The sequence below is a fragment of the Flocculibacter collagenilyticus genome (assembly GCF_016469335.1).
GTDB classification, from domain to species: Bacteria; Pseudomonadota; Gammaproteobacteria; order Enterobacterales; family Alteromonadaceae; genus Flocculibacter; species Flocculibacter collagenilyticus.
Window position 1 is genome coordinate 2,681,177 of the sequence record NZ_CP059888.1, and the last position, 18,758, is coordinate 2,699,934.

General features: G+C 38.7%; 17 protein-coding genes. 6 read left to right on the top strand and 11 right to left on the bottom strand.

The genetic code is table 11. From position 1 onward, the window contains the following. Positions 1-80: 80 nt before the first annotated feature. Positions 81-1,259, top strand: coding sequence for a prephenate dehydratase (pheA, locus tag HUU81_RS11890; protein ID WP_199609154.1), 1,179 nt, complete (start codon positions 81-83; stop codon positions 1,257-1,259). Positions 1,260-1,402: 143 nt separating this feature from the next. Here pheA and HUU81_RS11895 read toward each other — a convergent pair whose 3' ends face one another. Further along, positions 1,403-2,191, bottom strand: coding sequence for a hypothetical protein (locus HUU81_RS11895; protein ID WP_199609155.1), 789 nt, complete (start codon positions 2,189-2,191; stop codon positions 1,403-1,405). Between the two features lie 208 nt (positions 2,192-2,399). Between HUU81_RS11895 and HUU81_RS11900 the strand changes: the two genes are divergently transcribed. Continuing rightward, complete coding sequence (locus HUU81_RS11900) at positions 2,400-3,296, top strand: chemotaxis protein (protein WP_199609156.1); 897 nt, start codon at positions 2,400-2,402, stop codon at positions 3,294-3,296. Positions 3,297-3,309: 13 nt separating this feature from the next. On the opposite strand, the gene tyrA is transcribed toward HUU81_RS11900, so the two are convergent. Both tyrA and HUU81_RS11910 read right to left on the bottom strand, forming a co-directional pair. Further along, a complete protein-coding gene (gene tyrA / locus HUU81_RS11905) occupies positions 3,310-4,434 on the bottom strand; it encodes a bifunctional chorismate mutase/prephenate dehydrogenase (RefSeq protein ID WP_199609157.1) in 1,125 nt (374 codons plus the stop codon). Next, positions 4,431-5,519 (bottom strand): 3-deoxy-7-phosphoheptulonate synthase, encoded by a 1,089-nt coding sequence (locus HUU81_RS11910; protein ID WP_199609158.1) that lies wholly within the window; start codon positions 5,517-5,519, stop codon positions 4,431-4,433. Before HUU81_RS11910 ends, tyrA begins: the two co-directional genes overlap by 4 nt. A gap of 390 nt (positions 5,520-5,909) precedes the next feature. On the opposite strand from HUU81_RS11910, the gene HUU81_RS11915 reads away from it, so the two are divergent. Continuing rightward, positions 5,910-8,201, top strand: a complete 2,292-nt coding sequence (locus HUU81_RS11915; protein ID WP_199609159.1) for a sensor domain-containing protein — start codon at positions 5,910-5,912, stop codon at positions 8,199-8,201. On the opposite strand, the gene HUU81_RS11920 is transcribed toward HUU81_RS11915, so the two are convergent. The 6 genes from HUU81_RS11920 to ffh form a co-directional block, all read right to left on the bottom strand. Beyond that, positions 8,186-8,830 carry a DNA-J related domain-containing protein gene (locus tag HUU81_RS11920; RefSeq protein WP_199609160.1) on the bottom strand — a complete coding sequence of 215 codons (645 nt, stop codon included), beginning with the start codon at positions 8,828-8,830 and terminating at the stop codon, positions 8,186-8,188. The genes HUU81_RS11915 and HUU81_RS11920 overlap by 16 nt on opposite strands. A 133-nt stretch (positions 8,831-8,963) precedes the next feature. After that, complete coding sequence (gene rplS / locus HUU81_RS11925) at positions 8,964-9,323, bottom strand: 50S ribosomal protein L19 (RefSeq protein WP_199609161.1); 360 nt, start codon at positions 9,321-9,323, stop codon at positions 8,964-8,966. Positions 9,324-9,359: 36 nt separating this feature from the next. Then, entirely contained in the window at positions 9,360-10,139 is a 780-nt protein-coding gene (trmD, locus tag HUU81_RS11930; protein WP_199609162.1) for a tRNA (guanosine(37)-N1)-methyltransferase TrmD, read from the bottom strand. 3 nt (positions 10,140-10,142) lie between these two features. Beyond that, positions 10,143-10,685 (bottom strand): ribosome maturation factor RimM, encoded by a 543-nt coding sequence (gene rimM, locus HUU81_RS11935; protein ID WP_199609163.1) that lies wholly within the window; start codon positions 10,683-10,685, stop codon positions 10,143-10,145. A gap of 29 nt (positions 10,686-10,714) precedes the next feature. Beyond that, positions 10,715-10,963 carry a 30S ribosomal protein S16 gene (rpsP, locus tag HUU81_RS11940; RefSeq protein ID WP_199609164.1) on the bottom strand — a complete coding sequence of 83 codons (249 nt, stop codon included), beginning with the start codon at positions 10,961-10,963 and terminating at the stop codon, positions 10,715-10,717. Between the two features lie 303 nt (positions 10,964-11,266). Then, positions 11,267-12,661, bottom strand: a complete 1,395-nt coding sequence (gene ffh, locus HUU81_RS11945; protein WP_199609165.1) for a signal recognition particle protein — start codon at positions 12,659-12,661, stop codon at positions 11,267-11,269. A gap of 245 nt (positions 12,662-12,906) precedes the next feature. Between ffh and HUU81_RS11950 the strand changes: the two genes are divergently transcribed. From HUU81_RS11950 to HUU81_RS11960, 3 genes are all read left to right on the top strand, one after another. Then, positions 12,907-13,710, top strand: coding sequence for a cytochrome C assembly family protein (locus HUU81_RS11950; RefSeq protein ID WP_199609166.1), 804 nt, complete (start codon positions 12,907-12,909; stop codon positions 13,708-13,710). A gap of 112 nt (positions 13,711-13,822) precedes the next feature. Beyond that, positions 13,823-15,103, top strand: coding sequence for an HlyC/CorC family transporter (locus HUU81_RS11955; protein ID WP_199609167.1), 1,281 nt, complete (start codon positions 13,823-13,825; stop codon positions 15,101-15,103). 196 nt (positions 15,104-15,299) lie between these two features. Next, positions 15,300-15,881: a DJ-1/PfpI family protein gene (locus tag HUU81_RS11960; RefSeq protein WP_199609168.1), complete on the top strand. Its 582-nt coding sequence runs from the start codon at positions 15,300-15,302 to the stop codon at positions 15,879-15,881. Positions 15,882-15,991: 110 nt separating this feature from the next. On the opposite strand, the gene HUU81_RS11965 is transcribed toward HUU81_RS11960, so the two are convergent. Together HUU81_RS11965 and gshA are read right to left on the bottom strand one after the other, a co-directional pair. Then, positions 15,992-16,615, bottom strand: coding sequence for a transglycosylase SLT domain-containing protein (locus HUU81_RS11965; RefSeq protein ID WP_199609169.1), 624 nt, complete (start codon positions 16,613-16,615; stop codon positions 15,992-15,994). A 540-nt stretch (positions 16,616-17,155) separates the two neighbouring features. Then, entirely contained in the window at positions 17,156-18,742 is a 1,587-nt protein-coding gene (gshA, locus tag HUU81_RS11970; RefSeq protein WP_199609170.1) for a glutamate--cysteine ligase, read from the bottom strand. Positions 18,743-18,758 lie beyond the last annotated feature (16 nt).

Genomic DNA, 18,758 nt, shown 5'->3' on the forward strand with positions numbered 1-18,758 from the left:
TCGTATGCATTGAATTTTCAATCACCCGAATTTTAAAAGCCTCTCATTTTGAGAGGCTTTTTTGTTTTTAAGGACAACAGATGAATACTGAGCAACACCTTAGCGCATTAAGAAATGACATAAACGAAATTGATTCCGACATATTAGTACTCTTAGCTAAGCGTCGCCGCATAGCTAATTTAGTAGCAGAGAGTAAATTAAATTCTAAAAAAGCTGTACGAGACTTAGAACGAGAAGAAGCAATGTTAATTAACTTAATTAGCTACGGCAAATCGTTAGGGCTCGATGCACATTATGTTACGCAGCTTTTTCATGTCATTATTGAAGACTCTGTACTCCATCAACAAGCCTTGCTACAGCGCCATCAAAATCCTGATATCAGCGCTCCCACTAATCGCGTTGCTTTTTTAGGCAATCAAGGCTCTTACAGCTACCTTGCAATGCAAAAGTACTTTAGTCGACGCCCAGGTAAATTAGTGGAACTAGGCTGCAAAAGTTTTGATGAAATTATTACAACTGTTGAAAAAGGATTAGCCGAATACGCCATACTGCCTATTGAAAACACCTCGTCAGGCAGTATTAACGAAGTGTACGATGTTCTTCAACATACCACATTAAGTATTGTTGGCGAGCTTACTCATCCCATTAATCATTGTTTATTAACAGCAACAGACACCACGTTAGACAATGTTGATACTTTCTTCGGACACCCTCAAGTTTTCGCCCAGTGCAGTCACTTTTTACGAAACTTGCCTAATGTGCATATTGAATATTGCGACAGTACTAGCTCAGCATTTCAACAAGTCAAAAAGCTTAATGCTCCTAACATTGCAGCTATAGGAAGTGCGGAAGGAGGAAAAAGTTATGGCCTAACAGTATTAGAGGAAGCCTTAGCTAATCAAAAAGAAAATCATAGTCGCTTTATTGTGGTTGCCAGAAAGGCCGTGAATGTTGCGCATCAAATTCCAGCGAAAACAACACTTATTATGTCTACAGAACAAAAGCCCGGTGCTTTAGTTGATGTACTAAGTGTATTGAAAAAGCACGATGTAAACATGTGCAAATTAGAGTCTCGCCCTATCAACGGTAATCCATGGGAAGAAATGTTTTATGTGGATGTTGAAGCCAACATTAATGCAGAAAATGTGAAAGTAGCTCTTTCAGAGCTTACGCAAATAACACCTTTTCTTAAAGTGCTAGGTTGCTATCCCAGTGAGAATATTAGACCTGTAAATATATCCTCAACTAATGAAGCCTAAGTTATAGTCTAATTAAACGCTAGCATATCGAGCAGGTTTGTCACCCTATCAACATAAATCACTGAACAGCCCGCTAAATGAATTTCGGGCTGAACATGTTAATGAAAGTAGTTGTAGAAAGTAGCTAAATGCCATTTTCTACTCTAAGGATCCACCTTAGCGCTAGTGGCTTTATTGGCGTTACTCGCCTTACCTGTATTGGTTCCTTTACTAGAAACCGCACGTTTTTTTACTGGCTTTGGTTTAGTGACTGAATTAGAGCTAGCAGCGGTTACCGCTTTTTTACCTACGGTATTTGGCGCTGCAGCGCCAGTAGTTTCATCAAATTGTAATTCTGGTATTTGCTCAGTTTTTTCATCTACTGGAAGAGACGCATCAACCGTACCGTCACTGCGGCTAAGGTGTGAATATTCATCATTAGGGTTGCTGGAATTAAAACGGAGTAAGCGGTTGGCAACAATATCAGAATAATCAAATACTAAGCGAGGAAGTGTTTCATTGTAGAAACTAGCGGTAAAGTTACGTGCTCCCATAGGCAGTTTTAGCGCAAATCCAACTAATAACGGCTTGGTGACTTCCATCGTTGCTTGATCTTGAACTAAAGATTCAACATTACTGGTTAACCCAAAAGCAATAAGGATAGAGTCAATGCACTGCTTAAATTTTTTGATGTTAACTTCATTGATGGGCTGGAATACAAAGTAATTATTCGCGATGGCATAAAGCTTACCTTCGTCATGTCTATCAATGATATTAGTCTTAACTAATTGCACTAATAGTGTTTTATATTCTCTTCGTATTTCGCCAACTTGGCGAGATAAATTCGCTTTGTGTTCAGCAATTTTTTGTTTTTCTTTATTCTTCGCAATCACATTTAACGTTAGCAAAGTAATAAATATTATTAAAATGATAACTAATACCGCAATGAGCATTTACTACATCCATTTTTATAATTATTAATTTAAGACGCTTAAAGCAACTGACCTATGTTTAGATCATTCAAGCGCCTCTATTATAAACAAATACTTTTTGTTGTCTTGTTTATATTTTAGTTAGAATTAAACTATTCTTAATATATTCAGCGTATAAGACGGGGTCTTCTAACCCTAATAATTAAAGATAACCTAAGGTGAGTGTGAAATGAAAAGCAAAGCTAGTCAGTCTCAAGGCATGCTTTTATTTAATTTAACCAATCAACAAACGTTTGCTATTGGCACACTTAAAGTTAGAGAAATTGTCCCTTTTACTAAATTAAGCGATATCCCCAATTCACACCCCAAAGTACTCGGCGCAGCAACGATAAGAGGAAACACCCTACCCATTATCGATATGGCTTATGCTGTAGGCTACCCGCCCTTAACAGAAGAAGAGCGAGAACAAGGTGTCATTATTATCACTGACTGCCAACGCAAGGAAATCGGCTTCTTAGTTAAAAATATTGAAAAGATAATTGAATGTAATTGGCGCGATATACTGCCTCCTAGCGAAAGCTTAGGAAAGAATGCATTTTTAACAGGTGTCACAACCTATCAAGACAAATTAATTCAAGTACTTGATGTTGAATTATTATTGTCTAAAATATTTCCAGACGACCCTAGCGTAACTACCGCGATTCTTACCGACATTCAACGAGAACTAATTAAACCGTTAAATATTTTACTAGTAGACGACTCTTTAGTTGCAAGAAAACAACTTTCAGATGCATTAGATAGACTCAATATTCCTTATTTTGTTACAGATAACGGTACGGAAGCATTAGAAATAATGACAAATGCAGCCGCAGAAAACAGAGCAATCAACATACTTGTCAGCGATATAGAAATGCCCGGTCTTGATGGTTACGAATTAGCATTCGAGGTAAGGGATAACCCAGCCATCAGCCAAGCCTATATTATTTTACACACATCACTTTCAAGCCAAATAAGCGTTGGTCAAGCACATCAAGTTGGTGCTAACGAAGCATTAACCAAATTTGTTGCAAACGAATTAATAGAAGCCATGCTTAGAGGCGCGGAATACGTTAATGCTAAAAAATAATCGTCAGTTTTGATTATAAAAACGCTCTATCATCATGTGCTTTTAACAGTAAATTTCTACTCTCATTTAAAAAGAAGCTGGAATACTCGCCAAACCATTGCTGCGTTTCATAAAACGCATTAATAAAGCCTTGTTTATCGTTCCGCTCGACAAAACCCAGTGCATTTTCGAGTTGTTTTTTATACTTATTTAACATGCTTACCCCGCCTTGAGACGAGAAGATAATATCAGCATATAACTCTGCATTTTGTGCGAATAGACGCCCTACCATTGCCAACTCAAGTCTATAAATAGGCGAACTACACGCCAATAATTCGGTTAAATTTGGGTTTTCTTCTCTTAAGTAATTACCATAAACAAAGCTGGTAAAGTGACGCATTAATTGAATAATTGACATCACTTTATCGTGCTCTTCCGCCGAAGTTTCATGCAACATTACGCCCCACGTGCGAATCTGTTGCAGCAACCAGCCACAATCGCCTCGCCCCTCACAAACAATCACAATTTGTTTTACTAGGCACGTCACGTCAGCACCAAACATAGGGTGCAATCCCACAACCGGCCCTTTGTGTACTTCTAGCATTTTCTTCAAAGGACTAGATTTAGTGCTGGTTAAATCGGCTAAAATGCAGTTTTCAGGTAAATTAGTTAGTTTTGAAAGTACTTGTTCTGTTACATGGATCGGTACCGCTACGATAACCAAATTTGCATCAGCTAAAATGGTGTCAGCTTGCTGCCAATCTTTCTTTTCCAGCACATCCACTCGGTAACCTGACCGTAGTAACATCGATACAAAGGTTCGGCCTAACGAACGCCCACCACCAATTACCACTATTTTTTTAATTGATTCATTTATACATTTAAAATCATTTACTTGGCTGGCGTATGACTCTCGCATCATTCTACGTAGTACATCTTCAATTAAATCTGGCGATACCCCTAACAACTCGGCCTCTTGGCGCCGTTTAGATATTAATTCAGTTTCACGCTCAGGCACATATATTGGCGTACCTGTGTGACTTTTTAAGGCGCCTATTTTAGTCGTGATGGCATTTCTTGTTGCTAATAACTTAACCAGTTCACTGTCTATATCATCAATGGCATGTCTTAAGTTATTTAACTCGGTCTCATTGGTCATGAAGCTAATTCCATAGTACTGTTGCACCTGCGATTAAGCGCCTCTTTTAATTTCTTGTGTAATGCTTCTAGTAACGTGGTTGTCGTATCCCAATCAATACAAGCATCTGTAATAGAAATACCGTATCGCAATTTTGTTTTGTCTTCAGGGATAGACTGATTGCCAGCACACAAGTGACTTTCTAACATTAGACCAACTATTGAATCGTTGCCTGCAACAATTTGATCTGCAACATTTAATGCGACCAATGGCTGACGAGTATAATCTTTGTTTGAGTTTGCATGACTACAGTCAACAATGATTGAAGGGGTAACGTTAGCTTTACATAAATCGGCTTCACACAAAGCAATTGCGTCACTGTGATAATTCGCGGTTTTGCCACCACGTAGAATAATATGAGCATCCTTATTACCCACAGTGTTTATTACACTCACTTGACCTGACTGATTAATACCAATGAAACGATGTGCTGAAGATGCGGATTTCATCGCATTAATCGCCACGTCAGTATTACCATCAGTACCATTTTTAAACCCGACAGGTGCAGACAAGCCACTTGCCATTTCACGGTGAGTTTGTGACTCTGTTGTTCTTGCACCTACCGCTACCCAACTTACTAAATCCATTAAATATTGCGGACTAATCGGATCTAAGGCCTCAGTTGCAACCGCAATTTCTTGATCGGCTAACCATAACAACAACTCTCTTGCTTGATATAACCCAGTTTCAATATCACAACTACCATCTAAATTCGGATCATTGATTAACCCTTTCCAACCCACTGTGGTTCTTGGTTTTTCGAAGTACACACGCATCACAATTAAAAAGCTGTCTTGGTATTGCTGCTGAATACTTTTGAGTTTAAGTGCATAGTCTTTTGCAGCTTCAATATCATGTATTGAACATGGGCCACTGATAACAAGCATTCTTGGGTCGTTCTTATGAATGATATTGGCAATCGTATTGCGAGACTGCTGAATAAACTGACGATGTTGAGGTGACATAGGTAGTGCCATTTTTACTTTGCTTGGCGTTGAGAGCACTTGTTCGGACGCGACGTTAAGGTTGTTGATTGGGAGATCCATTTGGTATTGCCTACTTGAATTTATGGTTAGCGATAAGCATTTGTACATTTATATTTACACAGTGTAATTTTTAAATTACAAATATGGAATTTACGCGGTTATTGGATAAAACTCAACAGTAAAATTGTTGTTAGCTAACATTTTGTCTTATATTCGTTCGGTGGTAATTTAGCCAAACTAGTAGATAATTGTTTAGTAAGATTTTATTCCCGTTAAGTAGAATTTTTTTAAACGTTGCTAGGTCTATTCAAACGTATAGATCTTTAAGTGTGAGCCAAATTTGTTTTCATCATGTTGGTTAAATCCACTGATGCTGCTCTCAACAAACTTGCCTTTAACCAAGCGTATAAAAGATGCTTTGGTTTTTATGTGGCTGTAGGTAGGTATATATTGATAAAAAATAACTCAAGAGTTTTAAAGCGAAATGCATTAATTATTTACGCTGTCATCATCATTTTTACGGTTGGGCTACTTTCCGTGGTATACAGTAATGCTACTTCTGTGAAACGTGATACGTTGCAGTTTATTGATAAGTATTTACCTACATTAAATTTAATTCGAGAGATGGGCGCCAACCTCTCTGAACAAGAACGACTCATATATGAATACTACGCTTCACAAGACAGCCAGCTTTATACAATTAATTTTTCCAATATTAATCAAGAAATAAAACAACAAGCCGTCACACTCTCTCAATTGCTGGATGGACAACTCCCTCACCAAGAAATAAAGGCAGAACAAACTGAATTACAGGAATTGGTAAAACAATTTCACATTAATATGGATTCAAATGCGACTGACTGGGATCTCGCGAGAGAATTACTCGTCAACATTACTGATTCGCGCAAAAATATTAGTCGTATGTTAGGAGCATTAGAAAATGAAACAGCACACAAAGTAGAAATAAAATATCAAGATGTTGTTACTCAGTTAAATAACACAAACCTTTTTGTGTTCAGCTATAGCTTAATTATATTTCTACTCGCACTTATCGTTGGCAGATATTTATTGGCTTACCAATCTGCCAGTGAAAAAGCGAATCGATTAGCACAATTTGCCGAACGAACACCAAATCCAATTATCAGTATTAATGATGCTGGCCAAATTACCTACTTCAATCCAGCAACAGATTCATTACTAAAAGCGCTTAAGTTGTCGCATGAGGAATTACAAAAAAGCGTGTTGAATATGATTGAAAAGTTCTTTGTAAATAAATCAAATAAAACTGAAGATGTGATTAGTTTCGAACACATCATGATGACTAAAACCTTTTCTTGTCAACTTCACTGGTTAAAAGATCTCAATCAATACGATTTACACATTACAGATATTACCGAACGTAAAGTCGCCGAAAACCAATTACAATTCCAAGCATTTCATATTCAAGAAACAGGTTTGAAAAATAAGAACAAACTGCTGCTCGATTTATCCGATCAACTAACAGATAAACCTGAACAGCACTTTTCTTTATGCTTAGTCGAAATACGTCAATTCAACTTACTAACATCCACTAACGGATTAAAAGCAGCGAGTGAAGTTTCAACCCAGTTTGCCAAGTGTTTAGCTAGTATATTTAATCACGAACAAAGTAATGTTCACCATCCACATAGCTCACAAGCTCCGTATCAACTAAGCGAGTCAGTATTTGCCTTCTACTTACCTTGGCTTGAAGGCACAGATCCATCACCCGATGTTCACAGCAGCATTGAAAAACACCTTGAATCCACTATTTCAACGCGCTACGGGGACTTTTTAATTGAATGTGACATGGGGGTGAGTTATTACCCAGATCACGGCGAATCGATACCAACGTTGTTACAACGCAGCCGAATGGCACTTGAACATGCAATTACCCTTGAGCACATCAATCGCATTGTATTCGATCATTCATTTAGCCAACAACTCGAGCGAACTGTCTTCCTAACCGACTCACTGAGAACCGCAATCGCTAGCCAAGAGTTAGCCCTTTTCTTCCAGCCACAACTCGCATTGAAAAATAACAAAATCGTTGGCTTTGAATCTTTGATCCGTTGGCAGCATCAAAATAACTTTATCTCGCCAGCTGAGTTTATTCCCGTTGCCGAGCATTCGGGCTTGATCATTTCACTCGGTGAGTGGATTTTAAATCGCGCATGTGAAGTAGCTGCACAATGGGTCGACCAATTCGATTCAAAATTAGTGATTGCCGTCAATATTTCCCCACGGCAGTTCAGGCATCCAGATTTTATTGAGCATGTTAAAAATGCCTTACAACGGCATCAGTTACCACCGCACAACTTGGAATTGGAAATTACCGAAGGTGTCATTATGCATAACGAAGAAGATGTTATTGAGCAACTTCACGCACTAAAAGCGATTGGCGTTCAATTATCTATTGATGATTTCGGCACTGGTTATTCATCATTGGCCTATTTAAAACAATTCCCAATCGATAAATTAAAAATAGATCAGTCGTTCGTGAAAGATTCACATAATAACAAAGCTGATCAAGCCATTATTCGCACTATTGTGGATCTAGGAAAAAACTTAGATGTACAACTTATCGCCGAAGGTGTTGAAGAACAAGCCCACGTAGATTACTTAAAAAGCATTCAATGTGACGAATTACAAGGCTACTGGTTTAGCCGCCCGTTAAATGTAGAGGATGCGACGGAGCTACTTGAAAATCATGAAGTAAAGTGATTAGAAAAAGAGACACGCTTTAATGTTCGAACATAAGCCGACTGAATTTGCTTAAACAATTCTGCATCTCCATTTTTGTCTGGGTGATGCTGATGTGCTAGCTTTTTGTAATTCGCTTTCAAGTCACGTTGAGAAATAGGAACACTGAGCCCTAATAAGTTTAAATCTGCATTGTGCAAGTCTGTATTGCTTAACCATTCTTGATTATTAGAGTACCGATAAAACTTTTGCCAAAATTGTGACAACAAATCGTCAATGTCAGCCTTAGTTAAAGAAAAGTTTTCCCAGTCTAAATAAAAGCTTCTGACTGAATTTTTTTCAATTAATTTATGCATCGTACTTTGCTCTACATCATTAGTAACCTTTTGATATTCTTTAACGGTTATTTTTGTTAGCGCCAGTTCAATAGTAGCAAATTCACTTGCACGCCAACGGTCAGCCAACAGGTATAGCGCATTGTATAACACAAAATGGGTCTTAAATAATTGCTCGCTACCTGATAATGCATCTACAGCAAAAATATTGTATGGCGGCTGCTGTAACGCTTTAATCACGTCAAACTCTTGATGGTCACCATAATTAAACGACAGGTAATCCTCTAAACAACTTATTAATATTTCACTGTGCACAGATGTATCCTTTGGCACTTTTAAATGAGTGCTCAGGCTAAGTAAATTTAAATTCGATTAAGTAAACTTAAACTTCAGATACAAAAAAGGCCAGCTAAGCTGACCTTTTCTTAAAAAACTAACTAAAAAAGTATTAGTTAAGCTTTTCTTTAATACGTGCAGATTTACCTGAACGCTCGCGTAAATAGTAAAGCTTAGCGCGACGTACATCACCACGACGTTTAACGTCAATGCTGTCTACTAACGGGCTGTGAGTTTGGAAAACACGCTCAACGCCTTCACCGTTTGAAATTTTACGTACAGTGAAAGAAGAGTGAAGACCACGGTTTTTCTTAGCGATTACAACACCTTCGAAAGCCTGTAGACGCTCTTTCTCGCCTTCTTTAACTTTTACTTTTACAACAACAGTGTCACCAGCGCCGAAAGCAGGAACGTCTTGCTTTAGTTGCTCTTCTTCTATTGCTTTAATGATATTTTGACTTACTTTTGACATATTAATCTCTCTTACCTAGGTAAACTAAAATACAGCCTAGTTTTGTTGCTTGTGCTCTTGTTTGAACTCATTCAACAATTTTTCTTGCTCATCAGTCAGAGCTAGGTTTTTCAATAATTCAGGACGCCTTAACCACGTTCTTCCTAATGACTGCTTCAGCCGCCATAGTCTGATTTTTTCGTGGTTACCACTCAATAATACTGAGGGCACCCCTTCGCCATTTAATAATTCGGGTCTTGTGTAGTGTGGACAATCTAACAAGCCATCAGAAAACGAATCTTCCTCGGCCGACAACTGATGTCCTAACACACCTGGCACTAATCGCGCTACAGCATCAATTAGGGTCATTGCAGGTAGTTCACCACCGCTTAATACATAATCACCAATTGACCATTCTTCGTCAATTTCGCTTTGTATCAAGCGTTCATCAATACCTTCATAACGGCCTGCAACAAGAATTAATCGTTGGTGCTTTGCCAACTCTCTTGCGCCTGCCTGATCTAATGTTCTCCCTTGAGGAGACATATAAATCACTTTTGCATTTGGTCCAGCAGCAATTTTTGCATCGTGAATGGCTTTACGTAATGGCTCTACCATCATTAACATACCAGGCCCGCCCCCGTAAGGTCGGTCATCAACGGTTTTATACTTATCAGTCGCATAATCCCGAGGATTCCAGCAGTTAAAGGCAATCGTTCCGTTACGAACCGCTCTTCCCGTTACACCTTGCTCTGTAATGGCTGAAAACATTTCTGGAAATAAGCTTACAGCGCCAATCCATAGTTTACAGTCATTTTTTGGTTGTTGGTCCGACACTGATTAAAAACCAGGATCCCAATCAACAAGAATTTGCTTTTCTTCACGGTCAACGTTTTTAATCACGTCATCCATTAAGAATGGAAGCAAACGCTCTTTTTGCCCAAATGCATCTTGACGATTAGCTTTTACAACTAATACGTCATTAGCGCCAGTTTCCATTAAGTCAATAACGCTGCCCATGTTGTAACCTTTTTCATTCACAACATTCATGCCAATTAAGTCTTTCCAGTAAAAATCATTACCTTCAAGTTCAGGTAAAGCATCAGCATCTACGGCAATTTCTACATGAGTCATTGCTTGAGCTTGATCTCTATCCTCAACATTACTTAATCGCACAATAAGGCTTTTATTATGACGACGCCAATCAACAATCTCTAAAGACTGCCATGCCCCTTCTTTATTTATTAGCCAAGGGTTGTAGCTAAATATCCCTTCGGGATCATCGGTATAGGACGTTACTTTTAGCCAACCTTTAATGCCATAAGGAGCACCAAGTTTGCCTAAAATAATTTTGTCTCCACTGTTATCAGTGTTGATAGTCATTTAATCCTAACCTCTTTGCATGCTTATAATTAAGCTGCTTTTTTTGCATCTTTAACCAATTTAGCAACACGATCAGTCATTGATGCGCCTTGGCCCACCCAATGCTCAACGCGATCAAGGTCTAAACGTAGCTTTTCAGCTTGACCTTGTGCTACAGGGTTGAAGAAACCTACTTTCTCGATGAAACGACCGTCACGAGAATTACGGCTATCTGCAACCACGATTTGGTAAAATGGGCGCTTTTTAGCACCACCGCGTGCTAGACGAATAGTTACCATAATATCCTCTAAATATAATATTTTAGGTTTTGTTTAATACACACTTCCGAGCCAAAACCAGTGATGACAGAGGTAATTGTATTAATTACTTAACAACCGCTAAGACTGGAAGCCCGCGAATTGTACGTATTTTTGGCAAAAAAGCAAGTAAAAATACGGTTAGCAGCGATTACTTCACGTATATAAGGAAGGAAAAAATCATAGAATTGGAAAAGGCAGCATGAAGATAAGGGGTTGCTGCCTTTAAATTATATTTTATATGTCATGGACATTTACAAAACACGTGGTGCTTTTTCTTAGTAATTATTTAGGAAACTTTCCGCCACCTAGCATGTTACCTAGGCCACCCATACCACCGGGCATTGCGCCTTTCATACGCTTCATCATTTTTGCCATGCCACCGCCTGACATTTTTTTCATCATCTTCTGCATTTGAGTAAACTGCTTTAAAAGCTTATTCACATCTTGAATTTGTGTGCCAGAACCAGCAGCAATACGACGTTTACGCGACCCTTTAATTAGATCTGGACGCTCACGCTCTTTTACTGTCATCGAGTTTATTATCGCTTCCATCTGGTTAAACGATTTTTCTCCCATTTGCCCAGTCACTGCATCTGGCAATTGGCCTGCGCCGGGTAGCTTTTCTAACATTGACATCATGCCGCCCATAGAACGCATTTGCACTAGCTGCTCTCTAAAGTCTTCTAGCGTGAAGCCTTTCCCCTTCATCACTTTTTGTGCAACTTTAGCGGCTTTGTCTTTATCTACTTTACGTTCCACTTCCTCGATTAAAGAAAGCACGTCGCCCATGCCTAAAATACGTGAAGCAATTCGTTCTGGGTGGAAAGGTTCTAAGGCATCGGTTTTTTCACCCATACCAATAAATTTAATCGGTTTACCAGTAATGTGGCGAATAGATAGTGCCGCACCGCCTCGCGCGTCACCGTCTGCTTTTGTTAAAATAACACCAGTAAGTGGCAATGCTTCGTTGAAGGCTTTAGCCGTATTTGCTGCATCTTGCCCCGTCATAGCATCAACAACAAATAATGTTTCAATTGGATTAATCGCCGCGTGTAGCGCTTTAATTTCATCCATCATTTGTTCATCAACATGTAATCGACCAGCGGTATCGACCATAACTACGTCAATGAATTTTTTACGGGCATGAGCGATTGCAGCATTTGCAATGTCAACCGGGTTTTGGTCTGTTGAACTTGGGAAGAATTCTACATCAACATCATTTGCTAAGGTTTCTAGCTGTTTAATTGCTGCTGGACGGTAAATATCGGCACTAACAACTAATACTGATTTCTTTTTTCTTTCTTTTAAAAATTTAGCTAACTTACCCACCGAGGTTGTTTTACCAGCACCTTGAAGACCTGCCATCATAATAATTGCAGGTGGCTGCTGGTTTAATGCTAACTCTTCGTTAGCTTCACCCATAGCACTTTCAAGCTCTTGCTGAACAATTTTTACGAATACTTGGCCGGGTGTTAAACTTTTGCTTACTTCAACACCTACTGCACGTTCCTTTACCTTTTTAACAAACTCTCGCACCACAGGCAGTGCAACGTCAGCCTCAAGCAACGCCATGCGTACTTCACGCAGGGTTTCTTTAATATTGTCTTCAGTTAGACGTCCGCGTCCGCTGATATTTTTAAGTGTTTTTGTTAAACGTTCAGATAAATTTTCAAACATGCTATGAAACTTCTATTAATTCGCGTTGATGCAAAAGTGGTGGCACATTATAACCAATTCAAGTAGGTATACCAATTGCAATGCAACACCTTGTTAAAATTAACTATAAAATGATAGGTAAATTACATTGGCGCATTGAGCGCAACTTGTTAATATTGGCGTATTCGCCTTTATTGGCTATTTAGCATTTCAAGCAGCACGACTTAAACTGCATGATGAAAAATAAACACTTTTTTGAGTAGAACATGGAATTGACTGCTACCTTTACAGTTATTACTAGCCTCCTATATTTGTTTTCAGCTGGCTTAGTTATATTTAAATTATTTGATACCGATGGCCCAAATCTGAAATGGGTTTATTTAAGCGCATTTTCTTCTATTAGTATTCATGCCATTTTACTTGCTAATCAAGTTGTAACCGATGTTGGCCAAAACTTAAGCTTAATCAACGTTGCCTCTCTAGCCTGTTTGCTTATTGTAATTGCCTCAACGTTAGGCTCATTAAAGGCGCGAAGTACCTTGTTATTACCAGCAGTGTATAGCTTTGCTTCGCTACTCATTTTTACCACTTTATTCTTTCCAAAAAATATTATGGTGATGCAATTAGCAGGTAACATGGTGCTAATTGGGCATATCGCATTATCATTTTTAGCGTATTGTGTACTTGTTATCGCCACTTTGTACGCTGTGCAGTATCAGTATATTAATCACAAATTAAAGTCTCGTGATGTTAGAATTGCCTACAGCCATTTGCCACCGCTTATGCAAGTTGAGCAGCAACAGTTTAAGCTACTTGTAATGGGTACATTGTTGCTTACTACTGCATTAGCAACTGGTTTTTGGTTTTTACATGATATGTTTGCTAAAGAAATTGCGCATAAAACGGTATTATCGTTAGTGGCATGGGCAGTATTTGTTACTGTAATTTGGGGGCATAAATTTGGCGGTTGGCGTGGTCGCTCCACGGTAACGGGCACAGTTGTTGGCGCAGCAATATTAACGTTGGCCTATTTTGGTAGTCGATTTATTAGGGAAGTTGTTATTGGATAAACCGTATATTCACAATTTATCTTATTAAACTCAAAGAAATAAGCTATTACGCTTGACTCAACGCGCAGCTTGTTACTAAATATCATTACTGTAAAAAATAGGAATTCCGTAATTGGACGACATAGCAACGAGTACGCTCTTTATTGTATTGGCCGTACTCATCTTTATTTCAGCGTATTTTTCTGGTTCAGAAACCGGAATCATGTCAATCAACAAGTACCGCTTAAAGCACCTTGTTAAAGAAAAACACCCTGGCGCGATCCGCGTTACAAAACTGCTAAAGCGACCTGATCGCCTTATTGGTTTAATACTAATTGGTAACAACTTAGTTAATATTGCCGCCTCATCAATTGCGACAATCATTGGTTTGCGTTTATTTGGTGACGTCGGTATAGCTATCGCTACTTTTGCGCTAACGCTTGTTGTTTTAATTTTTGCAGAAGTTACGCCTAAAACCTTGGCCGCTCTTCATCCTGAAAAAGTGTCATTCCCTAGCTCTTTACTGCTAACTGTACTGCTTAAGTTTTTATTTCCTGTTGTTATTGTTATTAACTGGATCACCAATGGTTTCTTGAAACTATTAGGTATGAGCCCGCAAGAAATTGATGAGCACAATCTCAGCACTGAAGAACTGCGTACTGTTGTAAATGAAGCGGGTGCACTGATTCCTGATCGTCACCAAAATATGTTAGTCAGCTTATTAGATTTAGACACCATTAAAGTAGAAGACATTATGGTACCGAGAAATGAGATTTTCGGTATCGATGTGAATGATGATTGGAAATACATTGTTAAGCAGTTAACCAATGCGCAGCATACTCGATTACTTCTGTATCGTGACAATATTGACGATGCAGTAGGTATTATCCACGCTCGTGATGCATTACGATTATTGATGAAAGATGTACTGTCTAAGTCCAGCTTATTACGTGCGGTACGAGAGCTTTACATTATTCCTGAAGGCACCTCGCTGAATACACAGTTATTGAAATTTCAGCAGTCTAAAGAGCGTATAGGTATTGTTGTTGATGAATATGGTGATATTCAGGGGCTTGTTACGCTAGAAGATATTCTAGAAGAGGTGGTTGGTGACTTTACCACTACGATGAAGCTGACACCAAGTGACGAGGTTAAGCCTCAACCAGACGGTAGCTTTTTGGTAGATGGTAGCGTTAATATTCGCGATCTAAATAAAGAAATGAATTGGGATTTTCCTATTGACGGACCCAAGACATTGAACGGATTAATTTTAGAATATCTTGAAGATATACCACAAACGAAAGTAAGTATTCGCTTAGCCGACTATCCAATAGAAATCATCGACGTTCAGGGTAACCGAGTGAAGAGCGCTCGTATTTCACCTAAGTTAAAGAAAAAGAAAGCGCACGCCTAATTGTTACGACTGCTCAAAAGAACCTTGTATTTTGAGCAGTCTAATTCTCATATAGCCGAACCTCTTATTTCTTGCTCCTTAACTCTTAGTTCTCAAGCAGTTACGTTCCAACACGGCTTTACATCATTCCCCAACCTTATTAGAGTAAACTTAATTAGAGTGAATTTGTTCTGCCGATGATGAGTAGGTGTGCAATATGAATGTGGGTATTTATGTTTATAACCAAGCTGAAGTATTAGACTTTTCTGGACCTTTTGAAGTGTTTAGTACTGCATCAAGGATTAGTAAAAACAATCCATTCAATGTATTTTTAATTGGTGAGTCAAATGCACCTGTTTTGGCACGAGCGGGTTACTGTGTAACGCCCCAGTACAGTATTGATGATCACCCAACACTTGATGTACTTATTATTGCAGGTGGCGTACATGACGATGAAATGAACAAGCTAAATATATTAAGCTGGATTGCCACTCAAGCCAGAAACATTTCAGTTATTGCATCAGTTTGTACAGGTGCATTTATACTAGCCGCAGCAAAAGTCATCACCACCGAAAGAGTAACCACTCACTGGCAAGATATTGAGCCCCTGCGTAAGCAGTTTCCTCGTTTAGAGGTTATCCCACGCGTTAGGTGGGTAGATGAAGGCAAAGTTATTACTTCAGCGGGGATCACTGCGGGTATTGATATGAGCTTATATTTAGTAAGCAAACTACACAGTAAAACGCTTGCAGAAAACACTGCCAAGCAAATGGACTTTGTATGGACTGGATGTAATTAAAAACTAGGAGTCATTAAGACCTACGAATTCTTAAGCACAGGAAATACTTAACATACTATGTATACTTGCCTGCTATGCTGCTTATTAACAAGCCTTCCTAGAAGCAAATACTAAAACAACAAACGCCACAGCCAACCTTTTTCTAGTTCTTTCTCACACGTTTTAAGTTGAGCGCCATAGGTAGATGCACGCGCTTTTACTTTTCTAGCAACCTTTATTAGCCATTTCTTTTTTAGGTAGGTTTTCTTTCGATAACCGCCCCAACCTTCATGATAATTTAAGTACTGAGTGTATGCGTCCCACTTAGATACGCCATTAATTTTTTGTGTTTTATAAATAAACCAACCCATAAAATCAATTGCATCATCAAAGTCATCTCTATCAGCCCAGCTGTTGCCAGTTTCTTTTTTATAGTCGGCCCACGTCATAGTTTTTGCCTGAGAATAGCCGTACGCAGAACTTGCTCGGCCCAGCGGAATAAACCCTAAAAACCATTCGAAAGGAGGCTGAGCATCGTCTCTAAACGAGCTTTCTTGGTACATCATGCTCATGGGGACTTGAATTGGAACCCCCCACTTTTCTCTCATATCTACAGCCGCATCATACCAGTCGCGCTTTTCGAAAAAGATCTTACAAAGATTACTCGTAACTTTAGGTGGTGTGGTAGAGCACCCGACAAGTGTAAAGGTAAGTATTGCAGACACAATAAGAGATTTAAAATGTAGCTTGAACATAACAACCTAAATAAAGCGTTTAATTGACTCGCTCACCCTACCAAGAAAATATTTTTTAATAAAGTTTTAAATAATTTGAACTTTTCTAAGAAGGCTTAGTCTGAATACATGAAGGTTTTCTTAATATTTGTTTTCATCCCTGGAACCCTTTGTATTTTCGCGACTCGCCTGAGTCGCGTTTTTTTTGCTTTTCAAAAAGCAGCCAATGAGATCCTTTTCATGCCTGCAATATAAATATTGTTAAATCCTAGGGCGTGTTGACCTTTCGAGGTTATTTTTGCAGCAGTTTGTTTATCATTTATACAAGGCAGAGCAGGTAAAGTGTAGTTATTCTACACGCACATGCGATAACGCAGTATAAATGACAAACAAGCGCTGCCTTTAGGTTCATCTAAACGTTTTATGCTCTTTGTTGTGACGCGCTCTCTTGGAATAACCAAGCTACACTTGTCACGCCGCGATCAAAAAACGTTTAGATTGAACAAAATTCGACCTCGAAAGGTCAACACGCCCTAGCTCAACAATCGCGTACCTCATTTATTATCGTGCAAAATACTGCTGCAAGAACGTATCAAAAGAAATACTATCGGCTTGTTCAATCGCTTGTTGTGCTTGCAAAGAACGTGTTGCCTCTTGCTGTAATTGCTCTTCGCTAAAAAAACGGTAGCCATTTGATGTTAATGTTGTTTGGTATTTTTTTGCTAAATCAAGCGCATAGCAGCCATTATCAATATTATTATCGATAAGATATTTCATTAACTGACCTGAAAACGTTAACTCAGGCTGCTTAACCCAAGTCGCCATCTTACTAATTACATCACTATAATCTTGAGTATCGTAAGCATTGTCTAGCAGTTCGGCTACATCGCGTAAATCTTCAAAAATCTCATTCGCCCAATCTTCTTTTAAAACACTCTTGCCGTTTCTGTTTAAATAAAGCTCAGGCTTTCTGCCTTCATTAACCACCTTATTCAAATTTTGCTGTGCATACTCTTGCTCTTGCGCATCCATAGATGGGCTATCTAACAATATGCAGTACAACAAAAATACATCTAAAAACTGAATTTGCTCTTTACTAATCCCAACATCAGAAAAAGGATTAATATCTAAAGCTCTCACCTCAATATACTCAATGCCTCGATCTTCTAATGCATCGGTTGGCTTTTCGCCACTTTTACCATTACGCTTTGGTCTTATAGGCGAGTAAAACTCATTTTCTATTTGAAGTACGTTGGCATTAAGCTGCTTATACACACCATTTTCATAGGTTCCAATATTGGCATACTCTTCAGACGGCGTATTAATCGCGGCTCGTAAGCCCTTAACATATTCTTCAATGTTGTTGTAACTAACGTTTAATGATGCTTGCGCATGATTGGTATAACCTAAGTCACTCATTCTTAAAGAGGTCGCATAAGGTAGATATATCGTTCCGTTAGCCAGCTTTTCGAATTTAATGTTTTTAGGTTCTTGTTGTAAAAACGAACTACAAAGTGCCGGAGAAGCGCCGAATAAATAGCTTATTAACCATACTTGTCGTTTAAAATTTCTGATACCTGCCAGATAACGTTTAGAGATAAAATCTTGTAACGAAATGGCTTCAGAGTTAGCGCCCTCGTTCTGCTTTGTATAAAGCGAAGCCCAGAATGATTCCGGCATTGAAAAATTAAAATGCACACCTGCAATCGCTTGCATCATACTGCCGTATCGATTTTTCAATCCTTGTCGATACGTAGTTTTCATTCTGCCAATGTTAGACGTGCCGTAATTTGCTAACGCAATATCATCTTCATTTGAAATAAAGCAAGGCATGCTTACAGGCCATAAGTACTCATCACCAATATTATCTATTGTAAATTTATGAATATCTTTTAATTGGTCAAGCGTGTCATCAATGCTATAGCTTACAGGTGTAATAAATTCGAGTAATGATTCTGAATAATCTGTAGTGATATACTTGTTTGTAAGTGCTGAGCCTAACTTAGAAGAGTGCGGCGATTGTGCCAAACTGCCACTGTCGATAATACGTAATGTCTCTCGCTCTATACCGCGACCAATTCCATTCAATACAGACACATTTTCAGCGTGAGAAAGAAAGGTAAGGTTTTGCTTTAATTCTGTTTTCAAATTAGTTTCCAACGCA

Bases quoted from the DNA above. Each gene is read 5' to 3' on its own strand.
- pheA (WP_199609154.1), top strand. From the start codon at position 81: ATGAATACTGAGCAACACCTTAGCGCATTAAGAAATGACATAAACGAA.
- HUU81_RS11895 (WP_199609155.1), bottom strand. From the start codon at position 2,191: ATGCTCATTGCGGTATTAGTTATCATTTTAATAATATTTATTACTTTG.
- HUU81_RS11900 (WP_199609156.1), top strand. From the start codon at position 2,400: ATGAAAAGCAAAGCTAGTCAGTCTCAAGGCATGCTTTTATTTAATTTA.
- tyrA (WP_199609157.1), bottom strand. From the start codon at position 4,434: ATGACCAATGAGACCGAGTTAAATAACTTAAGACATGCCATTGATGAT.
- HUU81_RS11910 (WP_199609158.1), bottom strand. From the start codon at position 5,519: ATGGATCTCCCAATCAACAACCTTAACGTCGCGTCCGAACAAGTGCTC.
- rplS (WP_199609161.1), bottom strand. From the start codon at position 9,323: ATGTCAAAAGTAAGTCAAAATATCATTAAAGCAATAGAAGAAGAGCAA.
- rimM (WP_199609163.1), bottom strand. From the start codon at position 10,685: ATGACTATCAACACTGATAACAGTGGAGACAAAATTATTTTAGGCAAA.
- rpsP (WP_199609164.1), bottom strand. From the start codon at position 10,963: ATGGTAACTATTCGTCTAGCACGCGGTGGTGCTAAAAAGCGCCCATTT.
- ffh (WP_199609165.1), bottom strand. From the start codon at position 12,661: ATGTTTGAAAATTTATCTGAACGTTTAACAAAAACACTTAAAAATATC.
- HUU81_RS11950 (WP_199609166.1), top strand. From the start codon at position 12,907: ATGGAATTGACTGCTACCTTTACAGTTATTACTAGCCTCCTATATTTG.
- HUU81_RS11960 (WP_199609168.1), top strand. From the start codon at position 15,300: ATGAATGTGGGTATTTATGTTTATAACCAAGCTGAAGTATTAGACTTT.
- HUU81_RS11965 (WP_199609169.1), bottom strand. From the start codon at position 16,615: ATGTTCAAGCTACATTTTAAATCTCTTATTGTGTCTGCAATACTTACC.